Below are 18,110 nucleotides of genomic sequence, written 5' to 3' on the forward strand. Positions count from 1 at the left end.
GAGTCCTCCTCGCTGCGGTCGTCATCCACGCCCGCCTCAGTTAAGAGACACGCTCTAGACCCCGGACGACGGACGGCCCCCTCGCGCGAGGGGGCCGTCCTCCTCTTCTAGACGACCTGCTGGGGCTCACCGATCAGGAGGGTCGCGCCCGCCTGGGCGAAGTTCCCGAGATCGGCGTTGGCGGCCTGGCCCTCCGGGCCGCCCATGGAGGCCTGCAACGCCTCGAGGGACGGGAACTGGAGCGTGGCGATGAGGTGGTACCGGGGGTCCGCGCCGTCGAGCCCGGGGCCCGGTCGGACGACGGTGTACCCCTGCAGGTCCGGGAGCTTGGACGCGAGCGGGATGTGCACCTCGTCGTAGTGCTTGTCGAACGCCGCCTTGTCGGCGGGCTGGTGGTACAGGACGGTCAGGGAGATCGACACGCTTCCTCCGGAGGTCGGTCCGCGGGACGCCGGTGTGCCGCGGTGGCCCCATCCTCGATGCGGTCGCCTCGGTCGGGAGCAGCCGTCCCAGGATGTGGAAGGGGCTTGGGATCGCGCGAGTACTGGGGCACACTCGGTCCGTGTTCTCGCTCACCGTGATCATTATCTGCTAGCGCGTCGGCAGCCGAACCAGGCCGACGCGCAGACCTCCCGCATCCGCGGGGGGTCTTTTTTGTTGCCCCACCACACCCGGAGAGACTCATGTCCGATGCCTTCCACGTCTACGACACCACCTTGCGTGACGGGGCCCAGCGCGAGGGCATCTCGTACTCCGTGGCGGACAAGCTCGCCGTCGCCCGGCTGCTCGACGGCCTGGGCGTCGGGTTCATCGAGGGCGGCTGGCCCGGCGCGATGCCGAAGGACACCGAGTTCTTCGCCCGCGCGGCGGCCGGGGAGCTGACCCTGCGGCACGCCCGGCTCGTCGCCTTCGGTGCCACCCGCAAAGCCGGGCTCACCGCCGAGCAGGACCCGCAGGTCCGGGCCCTGCTGGACGCGCAGACCCCCGTCGTCACGCTGGTGGCGAAGTCGGACCGGCGACACATCGAGCGGGCGCTGCGGACCGACGTCGCCGAGAACTGCGCCATGGTCGCCGACACCGTGCGGTTCCTGCGCGGCGAGGGGCGGCGGGTCTTCGTCGACGCCGAGCACTTCTTCGACGGCTACGCCTTCGACCCCGACACCGCGCTGCGGGTGCTCGACGCCGCCGTGACCGCGGGCGCGGACGTCGCGGTGCTGTGCGACACCAACGGCGGGATGCTGCCGCTCGGGATCGCCGAGGTCGTCGCGCAGGTCGGCGAACGGACCGGGTTCCGGCTCGGCATCCACTGCCAGGACGACACCGGCTGCGCCGTCGCGAACTCGGTCTCGGCGGTCCAGGCCGGGGCGACCCACGTGCAGTGCACGGCCAACGGCTACGGCGAGCGGACCGGCAACGCGGACCTGTTCGCGGTCGTCGGGAACCTGGCGACGAAGCTGGACATGCCGGTCCTGCCCGCGCTGGGCGACCTCACCCGGGTGTCGCACGCGCTGGCCGAGATCGCGAACCTGGCGCCGGACACCCACCAGCCCTACGTCGGGTCGTCGGCGTTCGCGCACAAGGCCGGGCTGCACGCGTCGGCGATCAAGGTGGACCCGGAGCTGTACAACCACATGGACCCGGAGGTGGTCGGGAACGTGCAGCGGGTGCTGGTGACCGAGATGGCCGGACGCGCGTCGGTGGAGCTGAAGGGGGCCGAGCTGGGGCTCGCGCTGGGCGCCGAGGCCGTCGCGCAAGTCGTCGGGACGGTGAAGGAGCGCGAGGCCCACGGGTGGTCCTTCGAGGCCGCGGACGCGTCCCTGGAGCTGCTCATGCGCGGCGCGCTCGGCGAGGAGTCGCCGGTGCCGTTCGCGCTGGAGTCCTACCGGGTGATCATCGAGAGGCGCGGCGGCGAGGAGGTCACCGCGGAGGCGACGGTGAAGCTGCAGGTGGGCGACGAGCGGCTGATCGCGACCCGGGAGGGCAACGGCCCGGTCAACGCCCTCGACGCCGCCCTGCGCGCCGCCCTCGAACCCGGCTGCCCGTGGCTCGGCGGGGTCGAGCTGAGTGACTACAAGGTCCGCATCCTGACGCCGGGTGGCTCCGCGGGCACCCACGCCGTCACCCGGGTGCTGGTCGAGACGAGCGACAAGCTGGGGGAGTGGACGACGGTGGGCGTGCACCCGAACGTGGTCGAGGCGAGCTGGCTGGCCATGGTCGACGCGCTGGCCTACGCCGCCCTGCACTCCCGGGGGTAGGACCGCGGACCCCCCTGTCCTGCCCGCACCGGAGCGGGCAGGGCGGAGGGGCGCCGCGGGGGATGTCCGGGTCAGCCCGCGAGGGGCTCGTGGACCCGCTGCGGGGCACGCCGGGCCCAGCTCGGCGCGTGCTCCTGCAACAGCCCCAGGCCCAGGATCCGCGCGGGCACCCGCTGCAGCCCGGGGTGCCGCTCGACGAACCGGGCGAAGGCAGGCAGCTCCGTCGTCTCGGCGACCGGCGCGTCGGGGTCGAGACCCAGCGCCTGGCCGAGGATGACCTTGTGCGCCACCCGCTGCAGCGCCTGGATCGCCGCGGTCGGGATCCAGCGCCGCGCCTGCACCCGGGCCAGCGGGAGGACCGAGTCCGAGCCCGCGCGCAGGGCCGGGGCGAGCATCCGGGCGGCGGCCACGGCGTCCGCGACGGCGAGGTTGATACCGACCCCGCCGACCGGGGACATGGCGTGCGCGGCGTCCCCGATCAGCAGCAGCCCGGGGCGGAACCAGCGCCGCAGCCGGTCCAGCCGGACGTCGAGCATGGAGACGTCCTCCCACGAGGTCAGCGTGCCGACCCGGTCCGCGGTCAGGGGGATGAGCCGGGCCATCCGGCGGCGCAGGGCGTCGAGGCCGAGCGCCCGCAGCGCGGAGTCCCCGCCCTTGCGGATCAGGTACGCGCACTGCCAGTAGTCCCCGCGGTCGATCATCACGGCGAAGTGGCCGCGGGTGAACCGCCCCATCCCGCCGACCGGGTCCTCCTCCTCGCGCGGCAGCCGGAACCACTCGACGTCCATCGGCACGCCGAAGGCCCGCCCGCGCAGCCCCGCCTCCTCCCGCACGACCGACCGGCGGCCGTCGCAGCCGATCGTCAGCGCCGCGGAGAGGGTGTGCTCCTCGCCGGTCACGCGGTCCCTCCAGCGCACCCCGGTGACCCGTGCGCCGTGTCGCTGGTCGACTCCGGGGGCGCCCTCTCCGGCCTGCAGCAGGCCGGTGACCTCGGCATTGCGGATCAGGGTGAAGGTCGGCTCCTCGGCGGCCGCCGCCGCGAGCAGATCCAGGAAGTCCCACTGCGGCACCAGCGCGATGTAGGGCCGCGCGGACTTCAGCAGGGCGAAGTTCCCGATCTGGATGCTCCCGCCGTCCAGCAGCGCACGGACGGACTGGATCCGGCGCTGGGGGAGCACGTCGAACCGTGGGCCGAGGCCCAGCTCGTCCAGCAGCTCGAGGGTGGAGGGATGGACGGTGTCGCCGCGGAAGTCCCGCAGGAAGTCCGGGTGCTTCTCCAGCACCGTGACCTCCACGCCGGCCCGCGCGAGCAGCAGGCCCAGCACCATCCCGGCGGGACCCCCGCCCACGACCACCGCATTATTCATCATGCGTTGAAATGTACTCCGGAGGCACGCTGAGCACCAGCGTTACCCTGGGCCCACCATGAGTACCGTTCGCGTCCGCTTCTGCCCGTCGCCCACCGGGACCCCGCACGTGGGGCTCATCCGCACCGCCCTGTTCAACTGGGCGCACGCCCGCCACCACCAGGGCGACTTCGTCTTCCGCATCGAGGACACCGACGCCGCCCGGGACAGCATCGAGAGCTACGAGGCGATCGTGGACGCGCTGCGGTGGCTGGGGCTGGACTGGGACGAGGGACCCGTCAAGGGCGGCCCGCACGGCCCCTACCGGCAGAGCGAGCGCGGCGACCTCTACCGGGACGCGCTCAGCAGGCTCGTCGAGGCGGGCGAGGTCTACGAGTCGTACTCCAGCGCCGAGGAGATCGAGGCCCGGCACCGGGCGGCGGGCCGGGACCCCAAGCTCGGCTACGACAACGTCGACCGCGACCTCACCGAGGAGCGGAAGGCGGCGTTCCGGGCCGAGGGGCGCAAGCCCGTCTACCGGCTGCGCATGCCGGACCGGGACATCACCTTCACCGACCTCGTCCGCGGGGAGGTCACGTTCAAGCAGGGCCTGGTCCCGGACTTCGTGCTCGCCCGCGGCGACGGCACGCCGCTGTACCCGCTGACCAACCCGCTGGACGACGCGCTCATGGGCATCACGCACGTCCTGCGCGGCGAGGACCTGCTCAGCTCCACCCCGCGGCAGATCGCCCTGCTCGAGGCGCTCCAGCGGGTCGGCATCGGCGAGGGTCCGCTGGTCTACGGGCACCTCCCGCTGGTCACCGGCGAGGGCAACCGCAAGCTGTCCAAGCGGGACCCGCAGTCGAACCTGTTCACCTACCGGGACCGTGGCTTCATCCCGGAGGGGCTGCTCAACTACCTCGCGCTGCTCGGGTGGTCCATCGCCGAGGATCGGGACGTCTTCTCCCTGGACGAGATGGTGGCGGCCTTCGACGTCTCGCGCGTGTCGTCCAACACCGCCCGGTTCGACCTCAAGAAGGCCGAGGCGATCAACGCCACTCACCTGCGCGCGCTCGATCCCGCCGACTTCGCCGCGCGGGTGATCCCGTACCTGGCCGCGATCGGCATCGAGGTGTCCGCGGACGACCCGGTGCTGGTCGCCGCGGCCCCGCTCGTCCAGGAGCGCAGCGTGGTGCTGTCCGACGCCGCGCGGATGCTGGCGTTCCTGTTCGTCGACGACCTCGTCCTCGACGAGGACGCCGCGGCCAAGAACCTCGGCGCGGACGCGGTGCCGGTCCTGGAGGCCGCGATCACGGGCCTCGCCGGCCTGTCGGACTGGACCACCGCCGCCATCGAGGAGTCCCTCAAGGACTCGTTGGTCGAGGGTCTGGGGCTCAAGCCGCGCAAGGCGTTCGGTCCCATCCGCGTCGCCGTCAGCGGCCGGACCGTGTCGCCCCCGCTCTACGAGTCCATGGAACTGCTCGGGAGCGAGGTGTCCCTCGCGCGACTGGGGGGTGCTTTGGAGCGGGCGAAGGCCGTGGTCTAGAGTCCTACATGCGAGGGACGCCGGGCCAGCCCGATGTCTCCTTGGGGTATGGTGTAATTGGCAGCACGACTGATTCTGGTTCAGTTAGTCTAGGTTCGAGTCCTGGTACCCCAGCGGAAACACTGAGTTTCCATCAGTTGAATGTGACTGTCCGGCCCCGTCGTCTAGCGGCCTAGGACGCCGCCCTCTCAAGGCGGTAGCGCGGGTTCAAATCCCGTCGGGGCTACTGAGGACGGAGACGTCTTCGCTGGTACAACTGCATACCCTGGTCCCGTCGTCTAGCGGCCTAGGACGCCGCCCTCTCAAGGCGGTAGCGCGGGTTCAAATCCCGTCGGGACTACTGAGAACACCCCTTTCCGGTTCGCTGGAGAGGGGTGTTCCCGTACTCAGGCGAGCGCGCGGACGGCGGTGGCGACCAGGGGTGCGCACCTTTCCAGGGTGCCCGCGCAGGACAACGGTCGCGCCGGTCCACGCTCTTCCTCGATCCGCACCGCCCAGCGCCCGCCCGGCCCGGCCAGGACGACCTCGGTGTGCGGCGCCGCGCTCATGGTGACGTCGACCACGGAGACGGCGTCCGCGTCCCGCAGGCCGGTCTCCGCGCGGACGGCGAGCTCCGCGACCTGGCCCGCCGGGGTCCACGCCATCCGCCCGCGACACAGGTCCGGCTCGACCTCCCCGGCCCCCGCCGCCTTCGCCGCGGCGATCGCGGTCCCGACGTCCAGCCTGCCGTAGAGGTATCCGGTCGGCAGCACCAGCGCGGTGGGCGCGAAGCGGTGTCCGCCGAGGTGCGAGCACTCCCAGACGTCCACCTGCCCGGTCCCCGCCACGTCCTGGGCCAGCGCTCGGCCCTCGACCGCGCAGCACACGTCCCGGGTCCCGTGGGTGCAGACCACCAGGCTCGGCCGCGTGACCCGCGTGCCCGCGCCGGCCTCGCCGAGTGGCAGTGCGGCCAGGTCGGCGGGCCCGTCGACGGTGAACCGGCCGACGCGGGTGCGACCGGGCGCGATGTCGGCGACCAGCACGGTGCGCGGCGCGTCCGCCGCGCGACGGCGGCCGGGCCTGCGGATCAGGAACAGCTTGCGACCGGCCTCCGCGGCCCGCCCCGCGAGCCCCGAGATCGCGGGATCCGGGTGCCGGTCGACCGACCGCGGCCATGCGCCCATGCTCTCGACGAACACCAGCCGCTCGGCCGTCGGCGCGGTGCCCGGCAGCGGTTCGGCGAGGGCGCGCGCGAGGCCGGAACAGCGCTCCAGCCGGTCCCCAGCCATGTCGAGACTCTACCTTAGGGTCGCCTAAATCGTGCGGGTGACCTCGAACGATGCGGTCAGTCGCGACCCGGTAACTCTCTGCTGAGCACCTTCCCGGTCTGGTTGCGCGGGAGCTCGTCGAGGAACACCACGTCACGCGGCACGGCGAACCGGGCGGCCTTGGCCCGGACGAGCTCGCGCACCCCGTCCTCGTCGAGGTCGGCCCCGGGGTGCAGCACGACGTAGGCGGCGAGCCGCTGGCCGAACCGCTCGTCCGACACCCCGACGACGGCGACCTCCCGGACCCCGGCGTCCGCCGCGATCAGGTCCTCGACGGGACCGGGATGGACGTTCTCGCCGCCGCTGACGATCATGTCGTCGCCGCGTCCGGTGAGGTGCAGCCGCCCGGCGTCGTCCAGGTGGCCGAGGTCGCCGGTGCCGATCAGGCCGTCGTGTATCTCGATCTCCGTGCCGGGGCGGGTGTAGCCCTCGAACGGCATGTCGTTGCCGACGAAGACGCGGCCGTCGGTGCCGGGCGGGACGGCGCGGCCGTCGTCGTCCAGGATGCGCAGGACCGTGCCGACGGGGGCGCGGCCCGCGGTGCCCGGCGCCTCGCGCAGGTCGCGCGGCGAGGCGATGCTCACCCACGAGACCTCGGTGGAGCCGTAGAGGTTGTAGAGGCAGTCCCCGTAGCGATCCATGAAGTCGAGGGCCAGCCCGCTGGGCAGCGCCGACCCGGACACCGCGACGATCCGTGGCCTGCGGCCGCGCCAGCCCCGGCCGGTCTCGTGGAGCCGCTGCGCCATGACGGGCACCGCGATGATCACCTGGACGTCCTGCTCCTCGACGGTGTCGAGCACGTCCTCCGGGTCGAAACGGCGGCGCAGGACGAGGGTTCCGCCCTGCAGGAGGGTCAGCAGCAGCCCGGCGTTGCCCCAGGTGTGGAACAGCGGCGCGGCGATCAGCACCCGGTCGGCGGCGCGCAGCGGGATGACCGACAGGATCGCGGCGGCGGGGCCGAGGTTCGAGATCGGCGGCCTGCGGGCGCCCTTCGGCGTGCCCGTGGTGCCGGACGTCAGCACGATCATCCGGCCCTCGCGGCGGGGCCGGGCGGGGGCGGGGCCGGGGGTGTCGGCCAGGGCCTCGAACTCGGCCTCACCGAGCACGGTGCGGTCGGCGGGGACGAGGTCGCGGAACTCGTCGTCCGCGATGACCGTGTGCAGGTCGAGCTCGTCGGCGATCTCGGCGAGCTGGTCGGGGGAGAGCCCGGTGTTCAGCAGCACGACGTCCGCGCCCAGCGTCGACGCGGTGACCATCGCCTCGACGGGGGTGCGGTGGTTGCGGCAGAGCACCCCGATCCGCGTGCCCTCGCCGACGCCCCGCCGGGCGAGCCCACGGGCCATGCCCCCGGTCCGGGTGTGGAGCTCGGCGTAGGTGAGGGTGCCCGCGTCGTCGACGACCGCGGGCCGCTCCGGGTGCCGGGCCGCCCCGAACGCGTACCCGCCCGCGAGGGTGAGCCGGTACCGCGCGAGCCCCGCCAGGCCCTGGACCAGCCGGTCCGGCCGGATGGGCCGCACCACCCCGGACCGGGTCAACGCGACGAGCGCTCGCGAGGTGCCGAGCGCGGAACCCAGTGCAGTCCGAAGGGGCGAGGAGTCCACACCGGCCATTCAACACACCGAACCGCGAGTCCCCCACTTCTGACGCGCGAGTCGGACATCGGGGCTCGGGTGCGGCCGGTGAGATCGGCACCAGCGCTGTCCGGTCGTGATCGAACAGCGCTGGTGCTGATCGCTCAGCCCGACGGGGTGGTGAGGTCGTAGACGGTCCGGCCGCCGATCGTCCGGGCGGTGAAATGCTGCTCCACCCAGGTGGTGATCTCCGCGGTGGCGCCGCCGCGGCCGCCCGGGCCGCCGCCCATCCCGCCGCCGACGAAGTAGTGGATGTCGCCGGCGGCCACGTAGGCCTGGAACTGTGACAGGGTCGGGTAGGGATCGGAGCCGGTGAAGCCGCCCATCGCCATGACCGACGCGCCCGAGGCGAGCTCCAGCGACGCCGCGCCCTGGGAGCCGCTGGTCGCCGCGGCCCAGCGGGTGCCCGCGTTCTGCAGGAGCGTGACGAGCTCGGCGTCCACGGTCTCGGCGCCGCCCGGTCCGCCGAAGCCGCCCGGTTGGCCGAAGCCGCCCGGTCCGCCGAGCCGGTCCGCTGCGCCGGTCGGGACGCCGGGGGCCGTGCCGCCCGGGGCCTGGTCACCCGGTGCACCGAAGCGGCCCGCACCTCCGCGCATCCCGCCGAACCCGCCTTCGGCGCCCTCGACCGCGGGGCCCGCGCTCGGGATCGCCCCGGTGTGGGCGGTACCCGCGGTGACCGCGGCGGAGGCGGCGGGGGCCGCGAGGCCGACCACGACCGCCGCACCCGCGACCACGGCCGCCCAGCGCCGGCGGCCGGAGGGGATCAGGAACAGCACCGCGACGACCATCCCGGCCACCAGGACCACCCAGCGCAGCCAGGGCAGGAAGGTCGGGGACCAGCCGAGCAGGACGAAGGCCCAGGCCGAGGTCACCGCGGTCGACGCGGCGAGGGTCGCCCGGCCCAGCCAGGTGTCCCGCGCCCGCCACGCCTCGCGCCCGCCGAGGCCGATCAGCGCCGCGATCCCGGGTGCCAGCGCCACGGAGTAGTACGGGTGGATCGTGCCGCTCATGAAGCTGAACACCAGCGCGGTCACGACGGTCCAGCCGCCCCACACGACCAGCGACGCCCGCAGCCGGTCCGTGCGCGGGGCGCGCCGGGTGAGCACGACCGCGACGACCAGCAGGATCAGCGCCGCAGGCAGGAGCCAGGAGATCTGCGTGCCGAAGGAGGTGGAGAAGAGCCGTCCCAGCCCGGCCCGGCCGCCGAACATCGCCCCGCCGGGCAAGCCGCCGGGAGCCCCGCCGAACGTCTCGCCCACGACGTCCGCCGCGGAGCCGCCCGGCACGGTGCCGCCCGGCACGGTGCCGCCGGGAAGAGCGCCCGCAGTACCCCCGCCCGGGGCGGCACCGCCCGTCGTCGCGAACGGGGCGGCGCCGAACCCGCCTGCCTCGCCCCCGCGCGCCCCCCCGCCGCCGTTGCCGGAGCCGCCGAAGATGCGGCCCAGGCCGTTGTAGCCGAAGGCCAGCTCCAGCGGCGAGTCGTCCGTCGAACCGCCGATGTAGGGCCGCGACCCGGCGGGCCACAGCGCCACCGCAAGCAGCCACCAGCCCGCGCCCACGACGATCCCGACGCCGGCGACCACCACGTCCCGGATCCGCCGCCCGAGCGTCGTCGGCGCGGCCCAGAGGTAGGCCGCCGCGAACCCGGGCACCACCAGGAAGGCCTGCAGCATCTTGGTCAGGAACGCGAACCCGAGCCCCAGCCCGGTCAGCAGCAGCCAGCGCCAGGACGCCTTCTCCACCGCCCGCACCGTGCAGTAGCCGGCGAGGACCATGAGCAGCACCAACAACGCGTCCGGGTTGTTGAAGCGGAACATCATCACCGCGACCGGGGTGAGGGCCAGGACCAGCCCGGCCAGCAGCCCCGCGCCGGGTCCCGCGACCCGCTTGACCGCGCAGTGGAGCACCCACACCGCGGCCACCGCCATCAGCGCCTGCGGGGCGAGCATGCTCCACGAGCTGAACCCGAAGACCCTGCCGGACAACGCCATCACCCACAGCGAGGCGGGCGGCTTGTCCACGGTGATCGCGTTCCCGGAGTCCAGCGACCCGAAGAGGAACGCGGTCCAGTTCTGCGTCCCGGCCTGCACGGCCGCGGCGTAGAACGAGTTGGCCCAGCCCGAGATCGCGAGGTTCTGCAGGTACAGCACCGCGGTGCCGACCACGAGGGCGACGACCGCCGGGCGATGCCATCGGCGCGGACGTGGGCCGGAGTCGTCCGCCGGGGGACGGGTGTCGGTTCCGGGGCTCAGGGTGGCGGTCACGAGGGGCCTCTCAGGCGGCGATCTGGGTGGGGAGCTCGGCGGGCGCCGCGGCCGCGGGCGTGCGGAACACCCAGGCGCGGAACAGCAGGAACCGCAGGACCGTGGCGACCAGGTTGGCGACGACGATCGTCGCCACCTCGATCCCCTGGTGCGCCGCGGGGAACAGGACGCCGAGCAGGGCGAGGGCGCCGGTCGTCAGGCCGAGCCCGAGCGCGAACACGATCAGGCCCTGGAACTGGTGCTTCGCCGCGCCCTCGCGGCCGCGGACGCCGAAGGTCAGCCGCCGGTTGGCCGCGGTGTTGGCGACCGTGGTGACCAGCAGCGCGACGACGTTCGCCGCGATCGGGCCCATGACCGTGCGGAACAGCAGGAACAACAGGAGGTTCGCGAGCGTGCTGGCGACGCCGATCGCGGCGAACCGGACGAGCTGGGTGGGCAGGCCCTTCGGGACGCCGTCGACAGCGAGCTGCCCACCCGCCCCGGGCAGGGGTGCCCGCCCGAGCTGGGCCCGGACCTCGGCGATCGGCAGGGCTCCGGTGGCGAGTGCGCGTCCGACGCGCCAGACCCCCTTGAGGTCCGCCGTGGCCGTCGCGACGATGTCCACCGTGGAGTTCGGGTCGTCCACCCAGTCCACCGGAACCTCGTGGATGCGCAGGTCCGCCCGCTCGGCGAGCACCAGGAGCTCGGTGTCGAAGAACCAGCCGGTGTCCTCGACGAGGGGGAGCAGCCGCTGCGCCACGTCCGCGCGGATCGCCTTGAACCCGCACTGGGCGTCGGAGAACCCGGCCTGCAGGGTGCTGCGCAGGATCAGGTTGTAGCAGCGGGAGATGAACTCGCGCTTGGCCCCGCGCACCACACGCGACCCACGGCCGAGCCGGGTCCCGATCGCGAGGTCCGAGTGCCCGGAGACCAGCGGGGCGACGAGCGGGAGGACGGCGTTGAGGTCGGTGGAGAGGTCGACGTCGCAGTAGGCCAGGACCTGCGCGTCGGACGCCGACCACACGGTGTGCAGCGCGCGCCCGCGGCCCTTCTGCTCCAGGCGGTGCAGCCGTACCTCCGGGATCTCGGCGGCGAGCCGGGCGCCGATCAGCGGCGTCGAGTCGGTGGAGGCGTTGTCCGCCACCGTGATCCGGAAGCTGTACGGGAAGGTGGCGCGCAGGTGCGCGTGCAGCCTGCGGACCGAGGTCTCGAGGTCGGCCTGCTCGTTGTGGACGGGGACGACGATGTCCAGCACGACGCGGGCCCCGCGACCTGCGGAGGTGCTCGGGCCTGCGGGTTCGGTGGCGACTGGGCTCATGCCGATCACGGTCGTCTCCCGGGCTGTCCCGGCTTCGTGGTCGGCCTGTGACCCGGCTGTGTGCGCGCCCCGATCGGGTGTCGGGGGTGTCACGGGGAGCGGCATGGTGCAGACGGTCGTCGGTCGGGCTGTCGTGATCATGTGTCGGACCTGTGCGCCGGCTGTGAGACGGCGAACGGCCCGCACCCGGGTCGGGTGCGGGCCGTCGGGACCGGTCTCAGGCGGTGGTGCCGCCGCTGAGGTCGTAGAGGGTGACGCCGTCCACGGTCCGGGCGGTGAAGGTCTGCCGGACCCACTCGGCGATGCGCGCCGCGGCGTCGCTGCCACCGGTGCTGCTCCCGCCCCGGTCCGCCCCCGCGCCGCCGACGAACCAGTGGATCCGTCCCTGCGCGACGTCCTGCTGGAACTGCTCCAGGGTCGGGGAGGGGTCGGTGCCGTTGAAGCCGCCGACCGCCATCACCGGCGACCCGGCGGCGAGCTGGTAGCCCGCCGCCGCGTTGGACCCGACCGCCGCCGCGACCCAGGTGTAGTCCGCCGCTTCCTGCTGCAGCAATGCTGTGACCTGCGCGGACGGGGTGGTGGTGCCGAGCAGGGACCCGAAGCCCCCCATTCCCCCGCGCCCCCCGAACCCGGTGCCGCCGGTGCCCGTGCCCGCGCCGCCCGGGCGGAACCCGGTCGTGCCGATCGGGCCGCCCTGGACGACGCCGCCCCGCATCCCGCCGGGCCCGCCCCCGCCCGGGCCACCCATACCGCCCCGGCCGACCCCGGCCGGTCCCGCGCTCGGGATCGCGCCGGTGTGGGCCTCGGCGGCGGTGGCGACCGACCACGCCGCCGAGCCCGCGAGGGAGGCGACGATCGCGCCCGTCACCACACCGGCCGTCAGCAGGCGGGGCAGCCGGTGCACGCCGAGCAGCGCACCTGCAGCGACCACGCCCAGGGCGACGGAGGTCCAGCCCAGCCAGGGCTGCCGGCCGTCGAGCAGGAGGAAGCCCCAGCCCGCGGCGACCGCGGTCGACAGGGCCAGCAGGACGCGGGCGGCCGTCGTCGAGCGGATGCGCCACAGCTCCACCGCCCCGATCCCGACGAGCGCGCCGATGGCCGGCGCGAGGGCGACGGTGTAGTAGGGGTGGATGATCCCGGCCATGTAGCTGAACAGCAGGCCGGTGATCAGCAGCCAGCCGCCCCACGCGATCACGGCGGCGCGGACCGGGTCGGTGCGCGGCCGTCGTCGGGTCAGCCAGACCAGGGCGCCGAGCAGGATCAGCGCCGTCGGGAGCAGCCAGGACGCCTCGGCGCCCATCTCGGACCCGAAGAGCCGGGTGATCCCGGTCCGCCCCCAGCCGCCGCCCGCGCCGCCGCCGACGCTGCCGGTCTCGTCGCCGGTCAGTCGGCCGAACCCGTTGTAGCCCAGCACCAGTTCGAGCACGGAGTTGGTCTGCGACCCGCCGATGTACGGCCGCGCCGCCGCAGGCCACAGTTCCACGACCAGCACCCACCAACCCGCGCTCACGACCATCGCGACGCCGGCGACCACGAGGTCCCGGATCCGGCGCCCGATCCCGGTCGGGGCGGCGAGCAGCCACAGCCCGGCCAGCGCGGGGACGATCACGAAGGCCTGCAACATCTTCGTGAGGAACCCGAAGCCGAGGAACACCCCGGCGAGCACGAGCCAGCGAGTACGGCCGTCCGCCGACCCGCGCAGCGTCGCCCAGACGGCGGCGACCAGGAGCAGGACCATCAGGGCGTCGGGGTTGTTGAAGCGGAAGATCAGCGTCGCGACGGGGGTGAGCGCGAGGACCGTGCCCGCGAGCAGACCCGCGGCGTGGCCCGAGGTGCGGCGGACCGTCGCGTACAGCAGCGCGACGGCGCCGATGCCCATGAGCGCCTGCGGGACGAGGATGCTCCAGCTGCTCAGCCCGAAGATCCGCACGGCGAGCCCGGTGACCCACAGCGCCGCGGGAGTCTTGTCGACGGTGATCGAGCCTGCGGCGTCGGACGAGCCGAAGAACCACGCCTCCCAGCTCTGCCCGCCCGCCTGCGCCGCCGCCGAGTAGAAGGCGTTGGCCCACCCGGAGGCGGACAGGTTCCAGAGGTAGAGGAACCCCGTCGCGACCAGCAGCGCCGCCACCGACCCCCGCTGGACGAGCCGCCCGCGCGGTCGGGGTGGGGGTTCGTCGGGCACGTGCGGGTCGGCGGGGCGCGCGGAGAGGGTGCTCGTCACACTGCCCGACCCTGCTCGCCCCGCCTGTGCCAACCCGGTGCCCGACCTGTGCGCCGGCTGTGTGCGTCGCCCCCGGGCGCCGATGCGTCTCCACGACGGCCGTGGTGTCCCCTCGCGCGCCGTGATGTCCGACTCGCGGGGCGAGCGCGGGGGACTCCCGGGTCGGGGGTGGGGGACTGGCGGGAGCCTATCCCGCGAGTCCCCCGCGCTCGACCCGCGAGTCCGACACCACGGCGGGTGACGCGGACGTGGGGAGGGTGACGGTGAAGACCGTGCGGCCCGGAGTGCTCTCCAGGGTGACCGTGCCGTGGTGGGCCGCGACGACGGCGGCGACGATCGCCAGGCCCAACCCGGTGCTGGGGGTGTCGTTGCGGGCGCGGGCGCGGCCGACCGAGCCGCGGGCGAAGCGCTCGAAGACGTGCGGGCGCAGGTCGGCGGGGATGCCCGGGCCGGTGTCGGCGACGGTGAGGTCGACGGCGCCGGGCCGTGGGTGCAGGCCCACGGTCACGCGGGTGCCCACGGGGGTGTGGGTGCGCGCGTTGGCCAGCAGGTTCGTGAGGACCTGGGTGAGCCGCGAGGCGTCCCCGGGGAGCACCACCGGCTCGTCCGGCAGGGCGAGCTCCCAGCGGTGGTCGGGTCCCACGGCGTGGGCGTCGGAGACGGCGTCGAGCACCAGCCGGGTCAGGTCGACGGGCGCGCTCTCCAGCGGCCTGCCCGCGTCCAGCCGGGCGAGCAGCAGCAGGTCCTCGACCAGGGTGGACATGCGCTCGGACTGGGAGGTGATGCGCCCCAACGAGTGGGCCGCCTCCGCGGAGAGTGCCGGGTCGCGAGCGGTCAGCTCGGCGTACCCGCGGATCGCCGCGAGCGGGGTCCGGAGCTCGTGGCTGGCGTCCGCGACGAACTGCCGCAGCTGCATCTCGCTCTCCTGCCGGGCGGTGAGGGCGCCGGAGACGTTGTCCAGCATGCGGTTCAGCGCCACGCCGACCTGTCCGACCTCGGTCCGGGCGTCCGGCGCGGGCACGCGGGTGGCCAGGTCCACCTCACCGGAGTCCAACGGCATGGTCGACACCTCCGCGGCGACGTCGGCGACCTCCTCCAGGGGCCGCAGGGCCCGCCGCACGACGACCGTCCCGGCCACGGCGGCGCCGCCGAGCGCCACGCCGATCACGATCAGCTCGATCACCACCAGCCGGTTCACGACGTCCGTCACCGGGCCCGCGGGCTGCCCCAGGACGAGGACGGTCCCGTTCGGACCGGCCTCGGCGACCACGCGGTAGGTGCCGAGCTCCAGGTCCACGGTGCTGGGCCGGGCACCGACCGGCAGCCCGGCCAGGGTCGCGAGGTCCGTGGCCGGGACGGTGCGGGCGGACCCACGCCGGTCCGACACCGCCGCCTCCTGGACGACGCCGCCGACGAGCACGGCGCCGAGCGTCCCGGGCCGCTGGGCCGGCCCGAGGAAGTCCCGCGGCGCGCCGGGCGGGGCGGGCTCGGTGCGGGAGAAGGCGAACCGGTCCGCGGCGGCCCGGACGTCCCCGTCGAGCTGGCCGTAGAGGAAGCCGCGCAACGCGAGCGTGGTCGCGATGCCGATCACCGCGCCGACGACGGCGAGCAGCACCAGCACCGTCGCGACGAGCCGGGCGCGCAGCGTCCGGCCACGATCGGTCACCCGCGGCATCCGCCCATCATGCTGGGGCACCCGGCTTGAGCACGTACCCGGCCCCGCGGACGGTGTGGATCATTGGGGGGCGCCCGACGTCGATCTTCTTGCGCAGGTAGGAGACGTACAGCTCGACGACGTTGGACTGGCCGCCGAAGTCGTAGTGCCACACGCGGTCCAGGATCTGCGCCTTGGACAGCACCCGCTTGGGGTTGCGCATCAGGAAGCGCAGCAGCTCGAACTCGGTGGCGGTCAGGTCGATGTCCGTGCCGCCGCGACGGACCTCGTGCGAGTCCTCGTCCAGCACCAGGTCGCCGACGACGAGCTCGGAGCCCTGCCGCGCCGCCGTCATGCCCGCCCGACGCAGCAGCCCGCGCAGCCGGGCGACCAGCTCCTCGAGGCTGAAGGGCTTGGTGACGTAGTCGTCCCCGCCCGCGGTCAGGCCCGCCACCCGGTCCTCGACGGCGTCCTTCGCGGTGAGGAACAGGACCGGGACCTCGGGGGCCTCGGCGCGCAGCCTGCGCAGCACCTCCAGCCCGTCGAGGTCCGGCAGCATGATGTCGAGGACCACGGCGTCCGGGGTGAACTCGCGCGCCGCGCGGACCGCGGACAGCCCGTCGCCCGCGCTGCGGACCGCCCAGCCCTCGTAGCGCAGGGCCATCGAGAGCAGGTCGGAGAGCGTCGCCTCGTCGTCCACCACCAGGACGCGGACGGGGCTGCCGTCGGCGCGACGGAGTGGTGCGGACTGCTCGCTCACCTCGGTCATGGTAGGGACGCTGCCGGATCCCACTGTGTCGCCCATGGGTGGTTCCTGTGGGTCTGCTGTGCGCCGGGCCCGGCCGTGGCGGTCCGAGCCGCATGCCCTAGGTTTCGCCGGTGATCGCGGAGAGGGCGCCCGTCCTGGTCGGGGTGGGACAGGTGCGCGGCAACCGCGACCGCACGGTCGCCGGCGCCCGCGAACCGCTGCGCCTGCTGGCCGACGCCGTGCACGCCGCCGCGGCGGACGCCTGCGAGACCGGCACCCGCCTGCTCCGCGAGCTGGACGCGATCTCGCTGACCCATGTCGCGAGCTGGGCGTACGACGATCTGGCCGGGCGGCTGGCCGAGAGGTTGGCCGCCGCGCCCACGCACACCGTCGCCGCATCCCTCGGGGGGCACTGGCCCGCCGCCCTGCTCGACGCGGCCGCCGCCCGCATCGCGGCCGGGGAGACCCGGATCGAGCTGGTCGCGGGAGCCGAGGCGGCGGCGTCGACCGCCGTGCTGGCGCGCGCGGGCGTCGATCCCGGGGCGGACCTCGGCTGGACCATCGACCCCGGCGGCCCGACCCCGATCGGTCCCGACGAGATGGGCTCGCCCGCCATGGTCGCCGCCGGGATCGCGCTGCCGCGGCGCTTCTACCCGATGGTCGACACCGCGCTGGGGCACGCGCTCGGCGAGGAGCCCGCCGAGACGATCGCCGCGGGCGCGGAGCTGTTCGCCGCGCTGAGCGCCGTCGCCGCGGACAACCCCTTCGCGTGGAACCCCGTGGCGCGCAGCGCTTCCGAGATCGCGCGGGTCGGACCGGACAACCGGATGGTCGGGGAGCCGTACACGCTCGGGATGACCGCGATGCCGCTGGTGGACCAGTCCGCGGCGCTGCTGCTGACGTCCGTCGCGGTCGCCCGGGAGCACGGGGTGGCCGAGGAGCGGATGGTCCACGTCTGGGGCGGCGCGGGTAGCGACGACGCGCCGGACGTCCTCGCCCGCGCCGACCTCGCAGGCTCCCCGGCCCTGTGCGCCGCCTTCGACCGGGCCCTCGCCGCGGCCGGGCTGGCGAGCGAGGAGATCGACGTCGTGGACGTCTACTCGTGCTTCCCGGTCGTCCCGCGGCTCGCGGCGCGCTACCTCGGGCTGCCCCCCTCGGCGGTGACCGGGGCGACCGGCGGGCACTCGGCCTTCGGCGGTCCGCTGTCCAGCTACACGCTGCACGCGCTGGCCGCCTGCGCCGAGCGGATCCGGGCGGGGGCCAGGACCGCGCTCGTGCACGCCAACGGCGGCCACCTGACCCGGCAGCACGCCGTCGTGCTGGGGCGGGAGGCGCACGTCGACGGGTACGTCGGCGATCCCGTGCCGCACTCGGTGGCGGAGCCGGGCCCGCCGCTGTGCGCCGCCGAGGGCGAGGTGACGGTGGAGGCGGCGACGGTCGAGTACGACCGGGACGGGCTGCCCGCCCAGGCCTTCCTGGTCGCGCTCACCCAGGACGGCGAGCGGGTCGCGGGGTGCACCGCGGAGGGGGACGCCGCGAGCGCCCGGGCCCTCACCCTCTTCCCCGACGGTCCGGCCGCCGCACCCGGCCCCGCCGTCGTCGGACGGCGGGTGCGGGTCGGGTGGGTCGGGGACCGGATCCAGGTCGACCCGGCGCGGTGATTGCACGTTTCGTGCTCTGAGCGCGGTCGGCCCCGCGCGGTGATCGCACGTTTCGTGTTCTGAGCGCGGTCGGCCCGGCGCAGTGTTCGCACGTTTCGTGCTCCGAGCGCGGTCGGCACCACGCTGAGCGCACGCAAGCGGCGATCGCACCGCGCTGAGCGCACGAAACGTGCGCTCGCG

12 protein-coding genes and 3 tRNA genes are annotated in these 18,110 nt (G+C 74.3%); 6 read left to right on the forward strand and 9 right to left on the reverse strand.

Annotated features, from left to right (window positions below):
• Positions 1-107: 107 nt before the first annotated feature.
• The gene (locus tag ABD993_RS15295; RefSeq protein WP_345417887.1) at positions 108-422 is read right to left on the reverse strand and encodes an EthD family reductase; all 315 of its coding nucleotides are present in this window, start codon (positions 420-422) and stop codon (positions 108-110) included.
• Positions 423-683: 261 nt separating this feature from the next.
• On the opposite strand from ABD993_RS15295, the gene cimA reads away from it, so the two are divergent.
• Entirely contained in the window at positions 684-2,255 is a 1,572-nt protein-coding gene (gene cimA, locus ABD993_RS15300; protein WP_345417890.1) for a citramalate synthase, read from the forward strand.
• Positions 2,256-2,326: 71 nt separating this feature from the next.
• Here cimA and ABD993_RS15305 read toward each other — a convergent pair whose 3' ends face one another.
• Positions 2,327-3,625: an FAD-dependent oxidoreductase gene (locus tag ABD993_RS15305; protein ID WP_345417893.1), complete on the reverse strand. Its 1,299-nt coding sequence runs from the start codon at positions 3,623-3,625 to the stop codon at positions 2,327-2,329.
• Between the two features lie 55 nt (positions 3,626-3,680).
• Between ABD993_RS15305 and gltX the strand changes: the two genes are divergently transcribed.
• The 4 genes from gltX to ABD993_RS15325 all read left to right on the forward strand — a co-directional run bounded on the left by gltX (position 3,681) and on the right by ABD993_RS15325 (position 5,487).
• Positions 3,681-5,147 carry a glutamate--tRNA ligase gene (gltX, locus tag ABD993_RS15310; protein WP_345417895.1) on the forward strand — a complete coding sequence of 489 codons (1,467 nt, stop codon included), beginning with the start codon at positions 3,681-3,683 and terminating at the stop codon, positions 5,145-5,147.
• A 42-nt stretch (positions 5,148-5,189) separates the two neighbouring features.
• Positions 5,190-5,261 (forward strand) — tRNA-Gln (locus tag ABD993_RS15315).
• Positions 5,262-5,300: 39 nt separating this feature from the next.
• Positions 5,301-5,373 (forward strand) — tRNA-Glu (locus ABD993_RS15320).
• Positions 5,374-5,414: 41 nt separating this feature from the next.
• Positions 5,415-5,487 (forward strand) — tRNA-Glu (locus ABD993_RS15325).
• Between the two features lie 46 nt (positions 5,488-5,533).
• Here the strand turns inward: ABD993_RS15325 and ABD993_RS15330 are convergent.
• From ABD993_RS15330 to ABD993_RS15360, 7 genes are all read right to left on the reverse strand, one after another.
• Entirely contained in the window at positions 5,534-6,415 is an 882-nt protein-coding gene (locus tag ABD993_RS15330; protein ID WP_345417898.1) for a ferredoxin family protein, read from the reverse strand.
• 56 nt (positions 6,416-6,471) lie between these two features.
• Entirely contained in the window at positions 6,472-8,064 is a 1,593-nt protein-coding gene (locus tag ABD993_RS15335; protein WP_345417901.1) for an AMP-binding protein, read from the reverse strand.
• A gap of 125 nt (positions 8,065-8,189) precedes the next feature.
• Positions 8,190-10,349 (reverse strand): glycosyltransferase family 39 protein, encoded by a 2,160-nt coding sequence (locus ABD993_RS15340; protein ID WP_425569008.1) that lies wholly within the window; start codon positions 10,347-10,349, stop codon positions 8,190-8,192.
• A 10-nt stretch (positions 10,350-10,359) separates the two neighbouring features.
• The gene (locus tag ABD993_RS15345; RefSeq protein WP_345417904.1) at positions 10,360-11,646 is read right to left on the reverse strand and encodes a bifunctional glycosyltransferase family 2/GtrA family protein; all 1,287 of its coding nucleotides are present in this window, start codon (positions 11,644-11,646) and stop codon (positions 10,360-10,362) included.
• A 217-nt stretch (positions 11,647-11,863) separates the two neighbouring features.
• On the reverse strand, positions 11,864-13,867 hold the full coding sequence (locus ABD993_RS15350; RefSeq protein WP_425569009.1) for a glycosyltransferase family 39 protein: 2,004 nt from the start codon (positions 13,865-13,867) through the stop codon (positions 11,864-11,866).
• Between the two features lie 187 nt (positions 13,868-14,054).
• Positions 14,055-15,542 (reverse strand): sensor histidine kinase, encoded by a 1,488-nt coding sequence (locus ABD993_RS15355; protein ID WP_345417907.1) that lies wholly within the window; start codon positions 15,540-15,542, stop codon positions 14,055-14,057.
• Positions 15,543-15,549: 7 nt separating this feature from the next.
• The gene (locus ABD993_RS15360) at positions 15,550-16,290 is read right to left on the reverse strand and encodes a response regulator transcription factor (protein ID WP_345417910.1); all 741 of its coding nucleotides are present in this window, start codon (positions 16,288-16,290) and stop codon (positions 15,550-15,552) included.
• Between the two features lie 110 nt (positions 16,291-16,400).
• Between ABD993_RS15360 and ABD993_RS15365 the strand changes: the two genes are divergently transcribed.
• Positions 16,401-17,930 carry an acetyl-CoA acetyltransferase gene (locus ABD993_RS15365; RefSeq protein WP_345417913.1) on the forward strand — a complete coding sequence of 510 codons (1,530 nt, stop codon included), beginning with the start codon at positions 16,401-16,403 and terminating at the stop codon, positions 17,928-17,930.
• Positions 17,931-18,110: the final 180 nt, after the last annotated feature.

The organism is Pseudonocardia xishanensis (assembly GCF_039541715.1).
Taxonomy (GTDB): Bacteria; Actinomycetota; Actinomycetes; order Mycobacteriales; family Pseudonocardiaceae; genus Pseudonocardia; species Pseudonocardia xishanensis.

Coding starts and splice junctions, on each gene's coding strand:
- ABD993_RS15360 (WP_345417910.1), bottom strand. CDS start 16,290: ATGACCGAGGTGAGCGAGCAGTCCGCACCACTCCGTCGCGCCGACGGC.
- gltX (WP_345417895.1), top strand. CDS start 3,681: ATGAGTACCGTTCGCGTCCGCTTCTGCCCGTCGCCCACCGGGACCCCG.
- ABD993_RS15330 (WP_345417898.1), bottom strand. CDS start 6,415: ATGGCTGGGGACCGGCTGGAGCGCTGTTCCGGCCTCGCGCGCGCCCTC.
- ABD993_RS15345 (WP_345417904.1), bottom strand. CDS start 11,646: ATGAGCCCAGTCGCCACCGAACCCGCAGGCCCGAGCACCTCCGCAGGT.
- ABD993_RS15305 (WP_345417893.1), bottom strand. CDS start 3,625: ATGATGAATAATGCGGTGGTCGTGGGCGGGGGTCCCGCCGGGATGGTG.
- ABD993_RS15335 (WP_345417901.1), bottom strand. CDS start 8,064: ATGGCCGGTGTGGACTCCTCGCCCCTTCGGACTGCACTGGGTTCCGCG.
- ABD993_RS15355 (WP_345417907.1), bottom strand. CDS start 15,542: ATGCCGCGGGTGACCGATCGTGGCCGGACGCTGCGCGCCCGGCTCGTC.
- cimA (WP_345417890.1), top strand. CDS start 684: ATGTCCGATGCCTTCCACGTCTACGACACCACCTTGCGTGACGGGGCC.